The organism is Butyrivibrio sp. LB2008 (assembly GCF_000621565.1).
Lineage (GTDB): Bacteria > Bacillota > Clostridia > Lachnospirales > Lachnospiraceae > Butyrivibrio.
Map to the genome: position 1 here is coordinate 200877 of NZ_KK211305.1, position 16966 is coordinate 217842.

The 16966-nt window shown below is 40.8% G+C and carries 18 protein-coding genes and 1 pseudogene; 13 read left to right on the forward strand and 6 right to left on the reverse strand.

Annotated elements, in window-relative coordinates:
- Window positions 1-111: 111 nt before the first annotated feature.
- Together T356_RS0110865 and T356_RS0110870 are read left to right on the forward strand one after the other, a co-directional pair.
- The gene (locus T356_RS0110865; protein WP_026514506.1) at window positions 112-561 is read left to right on the forward strand and encodes a hypothetical protein; all 450 of its coding nucleotides are present in this window, start codon (window positions 112-114) and stop codon (window positions 559-561) included.
- 209 nt (window positions 562-770) lie between these two features.
- On the forward strand, window positions 771-1229 hold the full coding sequence (locus T356_RS0110870) for an Hsp20/alpha crystallin family protein (RefSeq protein WP_242846595.1): 459 nt from the start codon (window positions 771-773) through the stop codon (window positions 1227-1229).
- Between the two features lie 62 nt (window positions 1230-1291).
- On the opposite strand, the gene T356_RS0110875 is transcribed toward T356_RS0110870, so the two are convergent.
- The gene (locus T356_RS0110875) at window positions 1292-1768 is read right to left on the reverse strand and encodes a hypothetical protein (protein WP_026514508.1); all 477 of its coding nucleotides are present in this window, start codon (window positions 1766-1768) and stop codon (window positions 1292-1294) included.
- Complete coding sequence (locus T356_RS0110880) at window positions 1768-1977, reverse strand: helix-turn-helix transcriptional regulator (protein ID WP_026514509.1); 210 nt, start codon at window positions 1975-1977, stop codon at window positions 1768-1770. The genes T356_RS0110875 and T356_RS0110880 overlap by 1 nt, the downstream gene beginning before the upstream one ends.
- 248 nt (window positions 1978-2225) lie before the next feature.
- On the opposite strand from T356_RS0110880, the gene T356_RS19185 reads away from it, so the two are divergent.
- From T356_RS19185 to T356_RS0110895, 3 genes are read left to right on the forward strand one after another with little or no spacing between them, the layout of a single operon-like run.
- Entirely contained in the window at window positions 2226-2426 is a 201-nt protein-coding gene (locus T356_RS19185; RefSeq protein WP_035780979.1) for a hypothetical protein, read from the forward strand.
- On the forward strand, window positions 2413-3258 hold the full coding sequence (locus T356_RS0110890; RefSeq protein ID WP_026514510.1) for a mechanosensitive ion channel family protein: 846 nt from the start codon (window positions 2413-2415) through the stop codon (window positions 3256-3258). Before T356_RS19185 ends, T356_RS0110890 begins: the two co-directional genes overlap by 14 nt.
- Window positions 3259-3278: 20 nt before the next feature.
- Window positions 3279-3905, forward strand: coding sequence for a thymidine kinase (locus T356_RS0110895; protein WP_026514511.1), 627 nt, complete (start codon window positions 3279-3281; stop codon window positions 3903-3905).
- A gap of 117 nt (window positions 3906-4022) precedes the next feature.
- Here the strand turns inward: T356_RS0110895 and T356_RS20420 are convergent, their stop codons facing one another.
- The 4 genes from T356_RS20420 to T356_RS0110915 form a co-directional block, all read right to left on the reverse strand.
- Window positions 4023-5099, reverse strand: a complete 1077-nt coding sequence (locus T356_RS20420; protein WP_051563379.1) for a hypothetical protein — start codon at window positions 5097-5099, stop codon at window positions 4023-4025.
- A gap of 179 nt (window positions 5100-5278) precedes the next feature.
- Complete coding sequence (locus T356_RS20425) at window positions 5279-6118, reverse strand: CPBP family intramembrane glutamic endopeptidase (RefSeq protein ID WP_051563380.1); 840 nt, start codon at window positions 6116-6118, stop codon at window positions 5279-5281.
- A gap of 1 nt (window position 6119) precedes the next feature.
- On the reverse strand, window positions 6120-6680 hold the full coding sequence (locus T356_RS0110910) for a phosphatase PAP2 family protein (protein ID WP_051563381.1): 561 nt from the start codon (window positions 6678-6680) through the stop codon (window positions 6120-6122).
- A gap of 236 nt (window positions 6681-6916) precedes the next feature.
- The gene (locus T356_RS0110915; protein ID WP_242846596.1) at window positions 6917-7483 is read right to left on the reverse strand and encodes a phosphatase PAP2 family protein; all 567 of its coding nucleotides are present in this window, start codon (window positions 7481-7483) and stop codon (window positions 6917-6919) included.
- Window positions 7484-7698: 215 nt separating this feature from the next.
- On the opposite strand from T356_RS0110915, the gene T356_RS0110920 reads away from it, so the two are divergent.
- From T356_RS0110920 to T356_RS19215, 8 genes and pseudogenes are all read left to right on the forward strand, one after another.
- Window positions 7699-8688 (forward strand): guanosine polyphosphate pyrophosphohydrolase, encoded by a 990-nt coding sequence (locus T356_RS0110920; RefSeq protein ID WP_026514514.1) that lies wholly within the window; start codon window positions 7699-7701, stop codon window positions 8686-8688.
- A gap of 284 nt (window positions 8689-8972) precedes the next feature.
- Window positions 8973-9695: an amino acid ABC transporter ATP-binding protein gene (locus T356_RS0110925; RefSeq protein ID WP_026514515.1), complete on the forward strand. Its 723-nt coding sequence runs from the start codon at window positions 8973-8975 to the stop codon at window positions 9693-9695.
- A gap of 18 nt (window positions 9696-9713) precedes the next feature.
- A complete protein-coding gene (locus T356_RS0110930) occupies window positions 9714-10613 on the forward strand; it encodes a transporter substrate-binding domain-containing protein (protein ID WP_026514516.1) in 900 nt (299 codons plus the stop codon).
- 37 nt (window positions 10614-10650) lie between these two features.
- Window positions 10651-11367, forward strand: a complete 717-nt coding sequence (locus tag T356_RS19200; protein WP_035780983.1) for an amino acid ABC transporter permease — start codon at window positions 10651-10653, stop codon at window positions 11365-11367.
- 61 nt (window positions 11368-11428) lie between these two features.
- Window positions 11429-12106, forward strand: a pseudogene (locus T356_RS21720) (amino acid ABC transporter permease).
- 1 nt (window position 12107) lies between these two features.
- Complete coding sequence (locus T356_RS0110945) at window positions 12108-12707, forward strand: cytidylate kinase-like family protein (protein ID WP_026514517.1); 600 nt, start codon at window positions 12108-12110, stop codon at window positions 12705-12707.
- 4 nt (window positions 12708-12711) lie between these two features.
- A complete protein-coding gene (locus T356_RS20430) occupies window positions 12712-13980 on the forward strand; it encodes an FUSC family protein (RefSeq protein ID WP_051563382.1) in 1269 nt (422 codons plus the stop codon).
- 156 nt (window positions 13981-14136) lie between these two features.
- Window positions 14137-16905 carry a PEP/pyruvate-binding domain-containing protein gene (locus T356_RS19215; protein WP_081777815.1) on the forward strand — a complete coding sequence of 923 codons (2769 nt, stop codon included), beginning with the start codon at window positions 14137-14139 and terminating at the stop codon, window positions 16903-16905.
- Window positions 16906-16966 lie beyond the last annotated feature (61 nt).

The following is a 16966-nucleotide window of genomic DNA, read 5'->3' on the forward strand; positions in this document are numbered from 1 at the left end:
CAAAGATTTTAATGTCTTTGCGAGATTTTTTTTGCTTGATTTAGTGGAAGTAGATGTGCTAGAATGTTAAAGAGTTGTTAAAAGCATGTTAAAGCAACAGAGAGAAGTACTATGAAGAAGCTATTGGTTACAATTGGAATAGTGTTGATAGGAATAATGATCATGGGGGGAACAATGGGCGTTAAAGTATTAAATAGTTTTTTATATTATTTTGGAGATATAAAAGGAATTGTTATTTCAAGCATTTTATTTGTTTTATCTTTGGCAGCGTTGTTCATATTCCGTGATGTTATGCAAAAGAAAAATATGTTGTACCGCTCGGTATGCTGTTTTGCAACTGTATCCGGAATGACATCAGGAATTCTTTTGGCATATAACAATTGCTTTGGTGTACTTGACGGAACATTGAAGATTTGCTTTATCATCTTTGTGATGATCGGTGGAACAGCCTTTTTCTTATACAATCTGCATTTTCTCATTCACAGCAAGAAAGAGATTCCGGCTCCAATCCTTGGACAATATTCAGTAAACAGATTTTTTGATAATTACGCGCAGGAGTAAGACCTGCGCTTTTTTTTGGTCAAATTTACACATTACACATTTTATATTTTTTTTATAATTAATCACTTGATTTTTTGTTCTAGTTGTTCTATAACATACTTGTAAAGAAAATTAGCAGCCGAAGGATGAGAGTGCTAACACATCATCTGAAAGGTTGCGCAAACTACTACAACAAAAAATTTTTATAGAAGGAGTGATGACTTATGTTGATGCCTATGTTATGGAGTAATAATAATTTGTTTGACGAGATGGATGACTTTTTTGGTGGCAGATTATTCGGTGACTTGTATGATTCGGGACTTATTGAGAAAAACTTCGAGCCGGCATCAGGTCTTATGAAGACTGACGTCATCGAAAAAGACAACAGTTATCAGCTTGAGGCTGAGCTTCCAGGATTTAACAAGGAAGATATCAGCATCGATCTCAAGAACGAAGTTCTTACCATCAGTGCTTCGCACAATGAGAACAAGGACGAGAAGAATGAGAACGGTAAGTACATCCGTCGCGAGAGAAGATGTTCTTCTTACCAGAGATCCTTCCGTACACCGGGACTTAAGCCTGAAGACATCATAGCTCAGTACAAGAACGGTGTTCTTACGGTCAGCATCCCCAAGAAGGAAGCTATTCCTGAGAAAGAGGAGGCTGTGAAGATCGAAGTTAAGGATTGATTCAAATAAATTATAATAAATATCCCGGCATCCTAGGATTCATTTAGGATGCCGGGATATTTTTATTCGCCTGAATAAGTTTTGGTGTAGTATATTGAGCATGATTTCTTTGTGATAAAAAGAACGGTTAATGCAGCTAAAAATGCTATCATAGCTTCAAAGCTGATGAAACTTACAATAATTGCAAGGATCAGAAGAACTATTGCGGTAAATTCAACTGCGGATTTACCGGATAATGATTCAATCTGACAAAGACGCTCATCGTTGAGCTCGTTGTAGATTCGAATAAGCTTTTTTTCATCTTTAAGAGCACTTACGTATTTTGAAATTTGATAAACGCAAATGATTTCTATAACAATAACCATTCCAACAACAAATCCATGCATAAAATCAGCTTGCTCTGAGTTTTTATAAAGTGAGCTTATAGATGTTCTTTGAGAAATAATGAGTAATGCGATACTCAAAAATACTATTGATGAATATGAAGTGATTTTTTTCTTAATTGATTCTTTGATCTTATCTTTTTTGCTGCTATTCATTAGTTTTCTTCCTCCGGGTCATTAAAATCAAATACTTCTTCGATTATCATGTTAAAATGGTGTGCTATCTTATATGCCAGTACCAATGAAGCAGTGTATTTACCAACCTCAATGGAAGTAATTGTCTGTCTGGTTGTTCCCACAATGTCGGCAAGTTCTGATTGCGATAGCTTATTTGCTTTTCGCAATTCTTTTATCTTGTTCTTCATTGACACCTCCTTACTTTTTGCCAAGCTCGCTTTGCATATTTAGCATAGTATACTTTGCAATAAATGTCAAGCGTACTTTGCAAAAATATTTTTTATCGGCAAAATCGGTATATGCTATTCAAAGTGGATAAGAGTGTTCGAAATCACGATTTTTCCCCCGATATCCTTTTAATTCAGCTATGAATGATTTACAATGCTTATAGTAATTTGCCAAGTACAAAGACTTAAAATAAGAAAGAGATAATACTATGGAAAAAGAGTTTGAATACGAAGGATATACAGGTACCGTTAACTACGACAAGAAGTGTGATTATTACACAGGTGAAGTTGTAATAGACGGAAAGATCTATACCTATGAAGGCGATACAATTGAAGAACTGAGAGAAGATTTTGAAGACATTATCGATTCAATGATCGCATTTGAGGAGATGGATGATGATGATAATTGATTGTTTTCTTAATTCACAGCTCGGTCAGGAAAATGTGCCATTACATTGGACGATGGTGGTAATTGATTGCTTTATTAGCTATGCGCTTCCGATAATTCTTGCATATGTCATAAATCTTTTGATCGTCAAATATATCAGTAAGGAAAGACTCCGCGGTAAGATTCACCTTGTCTTTTTACGAGGCATAATGATTGCGGTAATTTGGGGAGTGGCATTTTTCACCATTGCCGGAAATGTTCTTACAGACGCATGGAAGACGTTTGCCGGTTCATCGGCACTTATCGCAGCTATATTCGGTCTTGCAGCCCAGTCAACATTATCAAATGTTTTTGCAGGTATCGCGATATCCGCAGCAAAATCCAGGCCCTTTGATATCGGCGACAGAATCAAGATCGACTCTATCGATCCCGGCTATGTTGAGAATATCACATTAAGACACACGGTTATCAAGACTTATCAGAACGAGATCATATATATTCCCAACTCTACGGTGGGCTCGGCGACTATCATTAATTATACTCAGGAAGAATCTTTTTCTTTTCCGATTGTGATCTCTGTGGCGTATGGCACGGATATGCAGAAGGCTATGGATATTATGGCCGATGTTATTGTTGAGAATCCTGTGCATCACGGAGGAAGGCCTACGGTTCTTTGTAAGAGCTGTGATGACAGCGGCGTCACATTAAGGGCGCTCGTTGAGACAGAGGATTTCAAGGATAACCCGAAGGCATGCTCTGACTGCCTTGTAGAGATAATGAAGAGATTTGCAAAAGAGGGAATCGAGATTCCTTACAACAAACTTGTTCTTATCAATTCGGATGAGAAAAAATAATAGAAAATACGGGAGAAGGTATGGGAAAGTTATATTTCAGATATGGGGCAATGGGGAGCTCAAAGACAGCCAATGCGCTGATGGTGCAGTACAACTATATGGAGAAGGGGCAGAAATGTATTCTTCTTAAGCCCAAGACCGATGACAGAGACGGGGCGAAGATCGTCAAGTCTAGAATGGGACTTAGCGCAGAAGCTACATTTGTGGAAGATTTCATTGATGAAGTAAAAAATGAGTGGTTTACGGGGAAGTCGGAAGGCTGGAAAGAACTGGACTGCGTAATCGTTGACGAAGCACAGTTCCTTACGGAAGAGCAGGTGGATATACTTGCTGAAGTTGTGGACAGATATGACCTTCCGGTTATATGCTACGGACTTCGTACAGATTTTACGAGCCATCTTTTCCCAGGTTCAAAGAGACTCATGGAGATAGCAAATTATATCGAAGAAGTTCCGACCGTGTGCTGGTGCGGACGCCGCGCACATTTCAATGCAAGAGTAAGTAACGGCAAGATTGTTCGCACAGGAGAGCAGGTTATGGTGGGAGGAAATGAATCATACGTATCCCTTTGCAGACGCCATTTCCTGAGCGGTGAAGTAGATGGTAAGAGAGAGCGTGAACTCTCGGACGGAACCAAAATGAATTAAAGAATATGAAAGGCGGAGCACCGGCGTGTCAGAACACCGAGCTCCGTCTTTTTTCTATCATAGGAAATTGCTTTCCTATGATAGAAAAACGCTCCGCTATGGATGCGACCGACTCTTTTATGAAATGGAACGATTTTCTATAGCTTCTTCGTGAGTCGCAAGATCAATCTGCTGAACTACTCCAACACCTCCGCTTTCTTTTAGGAACACGCCACTCGCGCGCAGCTTGGCAGCAGTGTTAAAAGAACTGTCGCGTAAGCTGAAGTCGGTTACGGCACTTCCAAGATATATTGCGCCGACATCGGCTTTTTTTAAGGACAGAAGAGAATCGGTGCCGTCTTCGTTACGAATCCAGACTTTTAGATCGTTGTATACCTCATCATTTTCATCAATCCATCCGTTTCCGTCATTGTCGTATGCGGACAGGTCTTTGAATCCGTTTCCACTCTTTGTGCCGAAAAGTTCCGAACCGTCATTTATCTTCCCGTCACCGTTTTTATCAAGGGCAAGGAAACCTGCACCTGCCGAAAGATTTGAAATCTTATCCTCTTTTCCGTCGCAGTTAATGTCGAAATAGAAAGTCTGATCGCTTATTGATGTTATTTCCCTGCCGACATTGATCGTAAGAGGATCTAAGAAGTTTGTCGGGCTTGAGATGCTTATGCCGGATTCTTGTACAAATCTTGTAGACATGGAGAATTTAACTCCAAACTCGATACTTCGTCCGTCTTCTGTAAAAGCGGTTCCCGCCCCTTCAAAGGATACAGCCTCTTCTTCATAATGGCTTTCGGTTACGGTCGTTACAGAAAATGCGCTTCCGGATCCGATCATTCCGGACATGTTATCCAATGATTGACTGAAGCGTTTTGTCATATCCTCGCCGCCAAGAATCTTCATGAAACGTAGAATCATTTCAATAAGTGAAGCTCTTATATCCATCAGCTGATCCTCAAGAGAGTCCGTTGTGTTCAGTCTTCTTGTCATTGAAGGCTTTAGCGAATTGTAGTTTTCACTTCCCAGGGCAAATTCGCCGGCAGATGTCGACGAATCATCACTTGCAACTTTTTCCGTCTGAGTTTCAAGACTGTCGCTGAAACTTCCTCGCGGGGCGGAGCTGATCGATACATTCACGAAACTCCCTTTGCTGTACGATGAATTTGACATCAGATTTACGTTACTTTGTGCAATTTTCATGGTTCTTTTCCTCCGTTTGTTAGCCCGAAGGTTCAGAATAATTGCGCAAAAAAATGAACCTTCAAAGCTGAAGATTTATAATCCTCCTTGAAGATCCATGCTTTCCCTAGCTGCCATACCACGCATTGAAATGGTATCAAGCGTGGTATTTCAGTATATATATCGGTAACCTGATGTTTTTACATTATAGTATCAGAGCTGTTTTTATCAGATTTAAAAATGTCTTTCATCTTGCTGTCTCTGATAAGGTAAAGTCCAAGTAACACAGATACAACCGATATCAGGATTGATTTTATGATGATTCCGTCACCCAGCCATTCTCCGATTAGAACATCCATGTCGCTTCTGTTTGCATAGATTATGGGATATATCATTAAGCTGATGTCAAAGAGAAAATGCAAAACCATATTTCCCCAAAGATTGCCTGTTCTTAAATAAAGTGCTGCCAAATAGAAACCGATTCCCACAGCATAAATGATCTGGGCATATATAGGTGTCGGATTTGTTGCGCCGTCAAGGTTTGAAATATGAATTGCGCCGAAGATAAGTGATGACAATGACATTGCAGCTAGGCATGATGCTTTGCTGTTGCCAAATGCTTTTTTAAAGAATGAGAGCAACAATCCTCTGGTAAGTAATTCTTCACGAATACCGGCGCCTAAAAAGACTGAGATTAAAAACAGTACAACAGATTTTGTGTCCATGGCCGGTGTGCCGTAGTCTTTGATTGCTTTATACATATTTGTTATCAAATAGAAAGCAGTAACGGCTGACATGACGCTGCCAATAGTGAAAGTATCTTTAAAGCTTTTGAAAGAAAAATGGAAAACACTTTTTTCTCCGAACCCGATTATCACTGCTGAGAGAATAGCAATGATCGAAAGCAGATAAACTATCTCCATTAATGATTTGTTAGTAATATTTGCTCGCTGAACAATTATTCCGGGAAGAGTAAATATCAGTATGAGTGCTAAAACGATGCCACCTAAATACTTTGACAATCTTAAACTTGTTTTCATATTATTTGTCCTTTACTTTTTTTCTAAAAATATTGATGAGTGCGTCAATTATCAAAAAGCTCAAAACACCGCTCAAGACGCCTGTAAATATGCCGCCCATGACATCAGTTGGCCAGTGAGCGAATAGATATAAACGGCTGAAAGCGACTATGGATGCTACCGCAAGGGTAGGTATTCCGAATCTCTTATTACTTAAGAACACTGCCGTTGCCATTGCAAAAAATGTACTTGAATGACCTGATGGGAAAGAGTAGCTTTGAGGGAGCTCTATTAGCATTTTCACACCGGGTTCCAGCCAACAAGGTCTGCATCTTGTGATAAAAGGCTTCATGCCGCAGTTTACTATGAGTATGGAAATGAATAATGCAAGATACATCTGAATCCCTATCCTTCTTGTTTTTGGATAGACAATCGATATAAGTATCAAAATCATAATTATGTTGCCTGAATTAGTGAAAAATAGCATAATTGAATCTAATATCGGATTATGAATGCTTTGCAAAAAGTGTAGGAACTTAAGTTCCCAATCAAAATAAAAAATTGTACCCAGATCTTGTGGCATATTATGTCTCCTCTCTATATACTATGACTATCATACTATTATAAACGTACTATGTTAGTCGTGGTATTTGGTTCAGATAACAATATACTATGACAGTCGGAGTATGTCAACAGCTATTTTAATCAGTCGCATCCATAGCGGAGCGTTTTTATATCATAGGAAAGCAATTTGATATAAAAAAAGCAAAGGAGCATGGTTGCAGCCTTTGCTTTCTTTGAGAAAATGGAAATTACAAATTATCTTCTTTTTTTCTTTTTAAATAATCCTGCGAAAGGATTAGTGATCTTATAGCCTATCTTAGCGCTGAGAACACCTGTGATCATTCCGACGATGACATCTGTCGGCCAGTGAACGAACAGGTATAAGCGGCTGAAAGCTACCAGTGCAGCTATTACAAGAGCCGGAGCTCCGAGTTTCTTATTCTTTAAGTGAACTGCCGTTGCCATTGCAAAAAAAGCATTTGTATGACCGGACGGAAAAGAATAGTCATGTGGAACAGGTATGAGCAGTGGTACGCTTTGATCTAACCAACAAGGTCTGCATCTCATAACAGATGGCTTTATTGCTACATTTACTATCAGTACAGATATAACTACGGCAATTGCCATTGGAATGCCATATTTTCTGGTCTTTGGAATAATGATAAGAGCAAGTAAAAATAATGCGATAAGTATGGCTTTATCACCCAAACCGGTGAAAAAAAGCATTTTTTTGTCCAATTCAGGTGTGTGGATAGTTTGTAAATGGTGCAGGAATTCCAATTCCCAATCCATATAAAAAATTCTGCCTACATTTGCCGGCATAGTTCATCTTCCTTCCTTAACAAAAATTTAACTATTATAATATTACGATAATACAAAAGTAATTCAACAGTCTTCGGTGAGTTATAGCATTGAGTTTGCAAATAAGTATGTAATAGCGGATAGGATGTGCTATTATATAAAAAAGCAAAGGCGCTTACAATTACGTGAGTGCCTTTGCTTTTTTTTGGAGAAGAGCATTAAAAGAGGATGGGGAAATGATTACATTAAATGATTACTTATATTCAGGGGATACGGTACTAAAGATCCTGCAGCGGTATTATGTGGATCTGAAAGAAGATGCGAAGCGTACTCAGAACAGCATGGATATGATTCATTGCAATTTCCTTCTGCAGCAGCTTGAACTCTTGCAGCACAACGACTTTTTGACATCACAGTCTCAGCGCCTTAGGGAGTTCTACAAGTATATGTCGGTTGAGTATCCTTTCCTTGCATTTACATTTAAGGGAAGGATCAAATCGATAATAAGGGCGGAGCAGAAGTTTAACGGTAATATAGTCGAGTATGTTTATGATTATTATGGCAAAAACGGGAAGTTTCCTGGTGAATGTGAAGTTAAGCAGAAGATGGGGGCAATCAGAGATCTTATTGCCTATAGGATTGTAATATCAATGCCGGCATGTCATTTGGATAAAGGCGAAGATCGCGACGAGATAGAGCGTGAGTATGTCTACAAGATTGCAAATGAACTTCCGGGATTCCTTGAGCAAAACGGATTTAGTGCAGAGATATACGGCATTCCCGGTTGTGAGCCTTCGGATATGATTGAAGAACAGCTAAGGCCCTACTATAGGGACTATATAAAGAATACGAGTCCGTACGGTTATAAGTCTTTGCATATTACTTTTTATGACAATCAGTCGAGATCTTATCTTGAAGTGCAGATACGCACCAAGCAGATGGATGACTATGCAGAGATAGGCCCTGCACATCATCTTGGATATGAAAAGAGGCAGGACAAGGAACGTAGCAGGAGAGACAAGATACCTGCAGGAGAGTGTCTGTATTTTGATGAAGCTTATGAAAGAGGTATGAGATTACAGGAACTTGATCTTTCTAAAGTTGATGTGAACATGTTTGGCGCGGTTAATAATCAGCTTGTAAACGACGGATGCGGATTGTACAGAGGAAGACTGATTCTCCCGTTCGAGCATTTGTCCAGGTTTCAGAATGATATTATCGATTGATATTTGTTAAAAACATTTATATGATTTTGTCCTCGGTAATAATTTTTGTAAAAAATGACAGTTGCTAAAAAGAAAATAGCCTGTATACTTGTATACAAACAAAGGCGTTTTGATTCACTTAGTGTTTCAGAGCGCCTTTCTTCATAACAATTTTTCTGCAAAGATATAAGAGACAACGGCGTTTCGGTTTATTTGATTCCGAAGCGCCGTTCTTTTATATCTTTCCCTAAAAGGGGAGCTGAAAACGCTCAGTGATGAGCTTAGAAAGGTAACAAGCAATGGCAATGATCAAACTTGAAAATGTAAATAAAAATTTTGGCGATCTTCATGTTCTTAAGAATGTGAATCTTGAAGTGGAAGAGGGTGAAAAGCTTGTAATCATCGGACCTTCCGGCTCAGGAAAATCAACGACGGTAAGATGTATGAATTTCCTGGAGGTTCCAAGCAGCGGACATGTTTATATAAACGGAACGGAGCTTACGACCAAGAATAAAACAAAGGTTGTAAGGGACAATACTTCAATGGTATTTCAGCAGTTCAATCTTTATCCGCATATGACAGTCCTTAAGAATCTGACACTTGCGCCGATAAAGCTTCAGCATAAGTCAAAGAAAGAAGCCGAGGAACTTGCATATCACTACCTTGATATAGTCGGACTAAAAGATAAGGCTGATGTTTATCCAACAACACTTTCCGGCGGGCAGCAGCAGAGAATAGCAATAGCAAGGGCTTTGTGTTCACAGAGTAAAATCATTCTTTTTGACGAACCCACATCGGCGCTTGATCCTGAGACAATTCAGGAAGTATTGGATGTAATGATAAAGCTGGCAAAAGAAAATATAACGATGGTAGTTGTAACCCATGAAATGGGATTTGCAAGACAGGTAGCTGACAGAGTGATATTCATGGAAGACGGACAGATTATAGAGTCCGGAACTCCAGAGCACTTTTTCAATAATCCCGAAAGCGACAGAGTAAAACAGTTTTTGGGAAAGATAATCAGGTAATATCAGGAGGAAGCAGTTATGAAAAGAAAAATTTTGAGCATTGTATTTGCAGGTATTATGAGCTTGATGCTCGTTGCATGCGGAGGCGAGAGTACAGGTGAAACAAGTGAGACATCAAGTGATGCCACGGCGTCTCCTGCATCAGACAGTTCATCCGGTGAGAGTGCTTCGGAAGATGTACAGGCAATTATTGACAGAGGAGTTTTGAAAGTCGGAGTAAAGAACGCGGTAATGGGATTTGGTTTTGAGGATCCGCTTACAGGCGAGTACTCGGGACTTGAGATAGAACTTGCTAAAGCACTTGCCGATAAGCTTGGGGTAGAGGTTGAGTTTACGGCAGTTACGGCGGCTACAAGAACAGAGCTTCTTGATTCGGGAGATATTGATTGTGTACTTGCTACATTTACCATCACCGATGAGAGAAAAGAGAGCTGGGATTTCACAACACCTTATTATACGGATCATGTAACCGTGCTTGTCGAGGATGCAAAGGGAATAAAGACACTTGACGATCTTATGGATAAAAAAGTAGGCGTATCATCCGGTTCAACATCAGCAAAATCACTTGTAAAAGCAATGATCGAAAAAGGTCTTATAAGCGGCGACGGATTTGATGAAGAGAGTTTTGATCCCGCGACATGGACAACGGGAATTAAGTTCCAGCAGTATGATGACTATCCGACTATCTCAACAGCACTTAGCGCAGGTGAAATTGATGCGTTCTGCGTAGATAAGTCCATTCTTGCTATTTATAAGACAGAAGGAAGATCGTATATCGATGCGGAATTTGCACCTCAGGAATACGGCATTGCTACAACAAAAGGATCGGGATTGTCAAAGACAGCAGAGGAACTTATTACTGAGAAAATAGCGGACGGAACTATCGATAAGCTCATTTCCGAGAACGGACTTGATTAAAAGAACCGACTAAAGTAAGAAACATTGGAGGACCGGTATGTCAGGATTATTTTCTCCGAGAGCATGGAACAAGATATGGCTTTATAAAGATACATTCCTGCTTGGATTTTTAAATACTATAAAAACAGCATTTGTTGCACTTTTGATCGCGCTTGCACTTGGTATTGTCTTTGGACTCATGGCAACGAGCGGAAAGAAGATACTAAAGGCAATAAGCAGGATGTATGTGGAGGTGATCCAGAACACGCCGGTTCTGTTACAGATGTGCTTTTTGTACTACGCGCTTGCGTTTGCGGGACACAGCCCCGGAATAATTGTGACCGGTTTCCTTGCACTTGGTATATACACAGGTGCGTATATGGCAGAAGTTATAAGGACGGGAATAGAATCTGTTCCGAAAGGACAGTTCGAGGCTGCTCAGGCACAGGGATTCGGATATGCTGCTCAGATGTTTTACATCATAATTCCTCAGAGTATAAAGGTGATCTTGCCTCCGATGACAAACGTAGTTGTAAATATGATAAAGAATACGTCTTGTCTTTACATAGTCGGCGGTGCGGATCTTCTTTCTCTTACATACAGTTTTGTTACGGGAGAAAACACAGGCGGTTCATATGCTTCCGCATATATTGTATGCGGCGCGATTTTCTTTTTAATCTGCTTCCCATTGTCATCTTTTGCATCAATGTGGGAAACATCGCTTAAAAAGAGAGACAGCAAAGTATTCCAAAACGGCAGACCGAAGGAGGCATGACATGGATACATTAGGAAACAGTTTTTCGATGCTAAAAAATCCTGCAATATTAAAATTCATAATGCAAGGCGTGCTCTTTACCATGATCATCTCGGTAGCTGCGGTCCTTTTCAGCATAGTTATCGGAACAGGTCTTGCACTTCTTAGAAACTATTGCACAAATAAAAAGACAGGAATACTTAAGGTGCTTTCTGTCATATACATTGAGCTGTTCAGAAATACTCCGCTTTTGTTCTGGATATTTATATGCGTTGTCTTTTGCCCTGTTCCCGGATTTGCAAATAAGCAGATGTTTGGGCTTTCGTCGGTAAATAACAAGCTTTTGTTCAAAGCTACCGTGGCGCTTATTTTGTATACGTCGGGTGTTATTGCGGAGATTGTAAGAGGAGGTCTTAACTCGGTTGCAAGCGGACAGGTTGAAGCAGGATAATCACAGGGCTTTTCGATGCTTCAGATATTGTGGTATATAGTGCTTCCTCAGACTTTCAGATCGATCATTCCGACGCTTTTAAGCCAGGTCATAACCACCATTAAAGACAGCTCATTCCTTGCAAATGTGGCGGTCATAGAACTTATGGCAAGGACAAAACAGGTGCTGTCATCGGCAAATAGATACAACGGCCTAAACGCGATCAATGTCTCGGATGTATTTGTCCTGTTCGGAGTTGCGGCAGCTATTTATTTTGTTATAAATTTCAGTATCTCCATGACGGTAAGGAACATGCAGAAAGCAAGGTAAGATGATTATGGATAAATATGTTATTACAATTTCAAGGCAATTTGGTGCACTCGGAAGAACAATAGCCCAGCACATGGCGATGGAACTGGGAATAGATTATTTTGACAGGGACATTGTCGAGGAGACAGCGCTGCGCATGGGGCTTCCCGTCTCGGAGATAAGCAAGGAAGAGGAGCGCGCGGGAGGTTTTTTTGCAGAAAAAAGATATCCTCTCGGCATGGGACCTGTGAGTATGCAGGAAGAACTTTTTCTTATCCAGAGCAATATAATCAAAGACTTTGCGGCGATGCAATCATGTATAATTGTAGGAAGATGCGGAGATTATTGCCTCAGAAATGCAGACAGGGCGCTACATGTATATGTTTATTCTCCCTATGAAAAGAGGCTTGAGAATTGTACATCGATTCTGGGGATGGATGAAAAGACCGCACGTGATATGATAAAAGATGTGGATAAGGCGCGCGACAATTACAGGAAAAAATACTGTAAAGATATGGCGGGTGTCTTTGACAACAGAGATATATGTATAGATTCGAGTAAATTCGGAGCTGAAGCTACGGCCAAGATTCTATGCGGCATAGCAAGGAGTGTTTTTAAATAAAAAAATGAAAATTGAGAGAGTACATCTTCCGCACATAGGGCTGCGGATAATAAAATCAGCGGTGGGAGTGCTTATCTGCTTTGTGATATATTTTTTGCGAGGTAAGCAGGGAACGCCGTTTTATTCTGCACTTGCGGTACTTTGGTGTATACAGAACCAGACAAAGAATACTGTAAATAATGCGATACAGCGTACCATTGGCACATTTATAGGGGCGGTGTACGGACTTATTTACATATTGCTTAAGCAGAACGTATTCAATTTCGGAGACAGTTTTTTACACTACTGTATCATCTCACTGGCACTGATACCTATCATCTACACCACTGTTGTTATAAAGCAAAAGAAGGCGTCGTATTTTTCCTGTGTAGTATTCTTAAGTATAGTTGTGAATCATTTGCTTGATGAAAATCCTTATATATTTGTACTGAACAGATCGCTCGATACTCTGATCGGAATATTTGTGGGACTGATCCTTAACTCAATTTCTTTGCACGGAAAACTTGATAAAGAAACGCTGTTCGTTGTAAACATGGACAACTCAATGGACGGATTGGTGGGCGGAGTAACTCCTTACAGCAAGGTCATTATGAACGGAATGCTGGAAAAAGGGATGAAGCTAACGTTTATGACGCTCAGAACTCCCGCGGGATTCCTTGAAGGGATGCCTGATATAAAACCTGCACTTCCGATAATCGCGATGGACGGAGCGATATTATATGATGTAAAAGAAAACAGATATCCCAAGGTGTACATCATTTCAGCCGAGCATGCAAGCGATATTGAGAAGTTTATCACTGAGCGTGGGTTTAATATTTTTACGACAGTGATACTCGAAGACGTCCTTATCATCTATCATGGCGAGCTTGTTAATGATGCGGAAAAAGATATTTATGAGAAGATGCACAAGTCGCCTTACCGAAATTATCTTAATAAAAAGCGTCCCGACGATCATGCGGTTGTCTATATGATGAGCATCGACAAGACGGAGAAGATAGAGAAGCTTGTAAGTGAAATAAAAGAGAGCGAAGTATATGACGAACTTAAGATCTTGTCATATACTTCGCGTGAATATAGAGGTTACTCTTACATAAAAATCTATAACAAAAATGCTTCCGTTAAGAATATGAGAGATTATCTGATGAATGCGGAAGAATTTAAGAAGGTCGTGACGCTTGGCGACAATGAAAGAAATAAATCGGATTATAAATATTCGTCCTGCGATGAGATGGTACGGAAGATGCGCAGGTTGTTTTTCAATTCGAAAATGTAATACATAAAAAGTATCTCGTGTGGTATTATTAATTTACATAGGCAAAGGCGCCAAAGAAATTGGTGGTCTTTGCCTTTTTCTTTTGATTGCTACTTAACAAGGTTTTAGCGAGCTTATTGGAGCTTGTTGGTTTATCTTTGAGCGGAGGTACTATCTATGGCAGCATTTGACAGAGTATTGTCCGGTATACCCGAGATGGACGAAGCGCTTGATAATATCAGACTTGGCGACAACGTTGTTTTCAGAGTTTCCGAACTATCGGAGTTTAAACTTTTTGTGGATCCTTATGTTGAGCAGGCGAAAAAGGATAAGCGGAACATCATTTACTTTCGCTTTGCAACGCATGAGCCGCTTGTGGAGGACTGCCTGGAAGTTAAGACTGTGAAGGTTCCTCTTTCGCACAGGTTCGAGACATTTACGGTTGAGATTCACAATATTATAGAAAAAGAGGATAAGGATGCATTCTATGTTTTTGATTGCCTGTCGGAACTTCAGATAGCATGGGCGACCGACCTTATGATGGGCAATTTTTTCAGGGTAACATGCCCGTTTCTTTTCATTCTTGATACAGTAGCTTTTTTCCCCATAATCAGAGGGAAACATTCATTTTATTCCATTAACAAGATTCTTAATACAACACAGCTTTTTCTTGATGTGTATTCCGATTCAAAAAATGTATATGTACGTCCCGAGAAGGTATGGAACCGCGATTCCGATACCATGTTTCTTCCGCATATTTACAGGAAGGAGGACGGATATTTCAGGCCGATTCTGGACGGTGTGCAAAGCAGTCGTTTTTATCAGCTTCTTGAAAATTTCCAGCGTCCCGGCGAGGATCAGTATATTGATTTCTGGGATAAGTTTTTTAACACGGCAAAGTTCCAATATGAGAGCCGGATGAACATGGATGAGTCCTGCGATATCATGTGCAAGGTAATGATGACGCGTGATGAGAAGATGAGACTTATGGTAAAAAAGCACTTTAAGCCTGAGGATTATTTTAACGTGCGAAGTCATATGATAGGCACCGGACTTATCGGAGGAAAAGCGTGCGGAATGTTGCTTGCGCGTGCCATTATAAGGAATATGGCGCCTGATGTTGACGAAGTGCTTGAGCCGCATGATTCATTCTTTATAGGATCGGATATTTATTATACGTATATTGTGGATAATGATTTCTGGGATATCAGAGTCCGCCAGAGGACTGATGAAGAGTATTTCTCACTTGCGGATGAGTTCGCGGAGAAGCTACGGACAGGCACATTTGCTGAGGACTTACGGACGCAGCTTAGGCATATCCTGGAATACTACGGTCAGGATCCTTTTATCGTTCGATCGAGCAGTATTCTTGAAGATGGATTCGGTAATGCTTTTGCGGGCAAGTATGAATCAGTTTTTTGCGCGAACAGAGGAACACTGGAGGAGAGGCTTGAAGAATTTGAAAATGCGATTAGGACGGTTTATGCAAGTACCATGAGCTTATCGGCGCTTGACTACCGTAAGAGGCGCGGACTTGATAAAAGAGATGAGCAGATGGCGCTTCTTGTGCAGAGAGTTTCGGGCTCGTATTACGGGCAGTACTATATGCCGTGCGCTGCGGGAGTTGGGTATTCCTACAGCCCGTACAAGTTCCTTGCGGATATCGATCCTCATGCCGGAATGCTCAGGCTTGTAATGGGGCTTGGAACATCTGCAGTCGATAGGACAATGGGCTCGTACCCACGCCTTGTAAGTCTTGATATGCCTGAGGCGACATCTTGTGTGACGGTTGCGGAGAGGCATCAGTTCTCACAGAGAGCTGTGGAAGCTGTTGATGTGACGGAGCATGAGCTCAAGAGGCTGGAACTACGTGATATTGAAAAGAAGCTTCCGATGTATCTGATCAATACTTTACTTGAGCATGATTATGAAGTTGAAGGTTCGCTGAAGGAAAGAGGAATCCTCCGCGATGTAAGATTTATTTCCTGCAGAGGACTTGTCAGGAAAGAAGAGATAATGGCACGGATGCAGAAGCTAATGAAGTGTATTCAGGATGAGTATGAGCATCCCGTGGATATCGAGTTTACGATAAATCTGTCGGAGACGGGAGAGTATTCGATAAACCTTCTGCAGTGCAGGCCACTTCAGGTTTCGAAGGATACGGGTAGTGTTACTGTTCCTCAAAATGTAGATAAAGATGAAATTTTGCTTGAAAATGTGGATTCATCAATGGGACTTTCAAGGAGCGTTCCGATTGATCTGATAGTATATGTAGATCCCAAGGCTTATTACAACCTGCCTTACGCGGACAAGCCTAATATCGCGAGTATTATTGGCAAGGTCAATTGGACATACAGAGACAAGGGAAGACATATGATGCTGATAGTCCCCGGGCGCATCGGAACATCGTCGCCTGAACTTGGCGTTCCAACTACATTTGCGGATATAAGCGAGTTTGAAGCAGTGTGCGAAGTTGAAGAAAAAGAAGCCGGCTACAATCCCGAGCTATCCTACGGAAGTCATATTTTTCAGGATCTTGTTGAGGCGGATATACTCTATACTGCTGTGTTTAGCGGTGAGAAGACCGTTGCTTTTGCACCGGAGAAATTTGCGAGGTTCAAGGATATTACGGGAGAGTTCTGTGATAGGCAGGGAGTTGTCGGCACTTCAGGTGAAGGAGGTACCGCGGAAGGTGCAGGCATTTCAGGTGAAGAAGATACCGCGAAAGGTGCAGGCACATCAGGTGAAAAAGATACCGCGAAAGGTGCAGGTACATCAGGTGAAGTAGATACTGTAGGCGTTGCAGGTGCTTCAAGGGCAGAAAGTGTTCTCGACGTATCGGATAATAGAGGCGATTCAAATGTTGTGAGCGTCTATGATATGAGCGATTCAGGTTGCATGCTCTACTACGACCTTGAGGCGAACCACCTGATGTTGAAGATGTGATTGTTGGAATGGCTATACGGGCATGGAGCCCCAGGAATCGATTTGTGCCCGTAGAAATAAG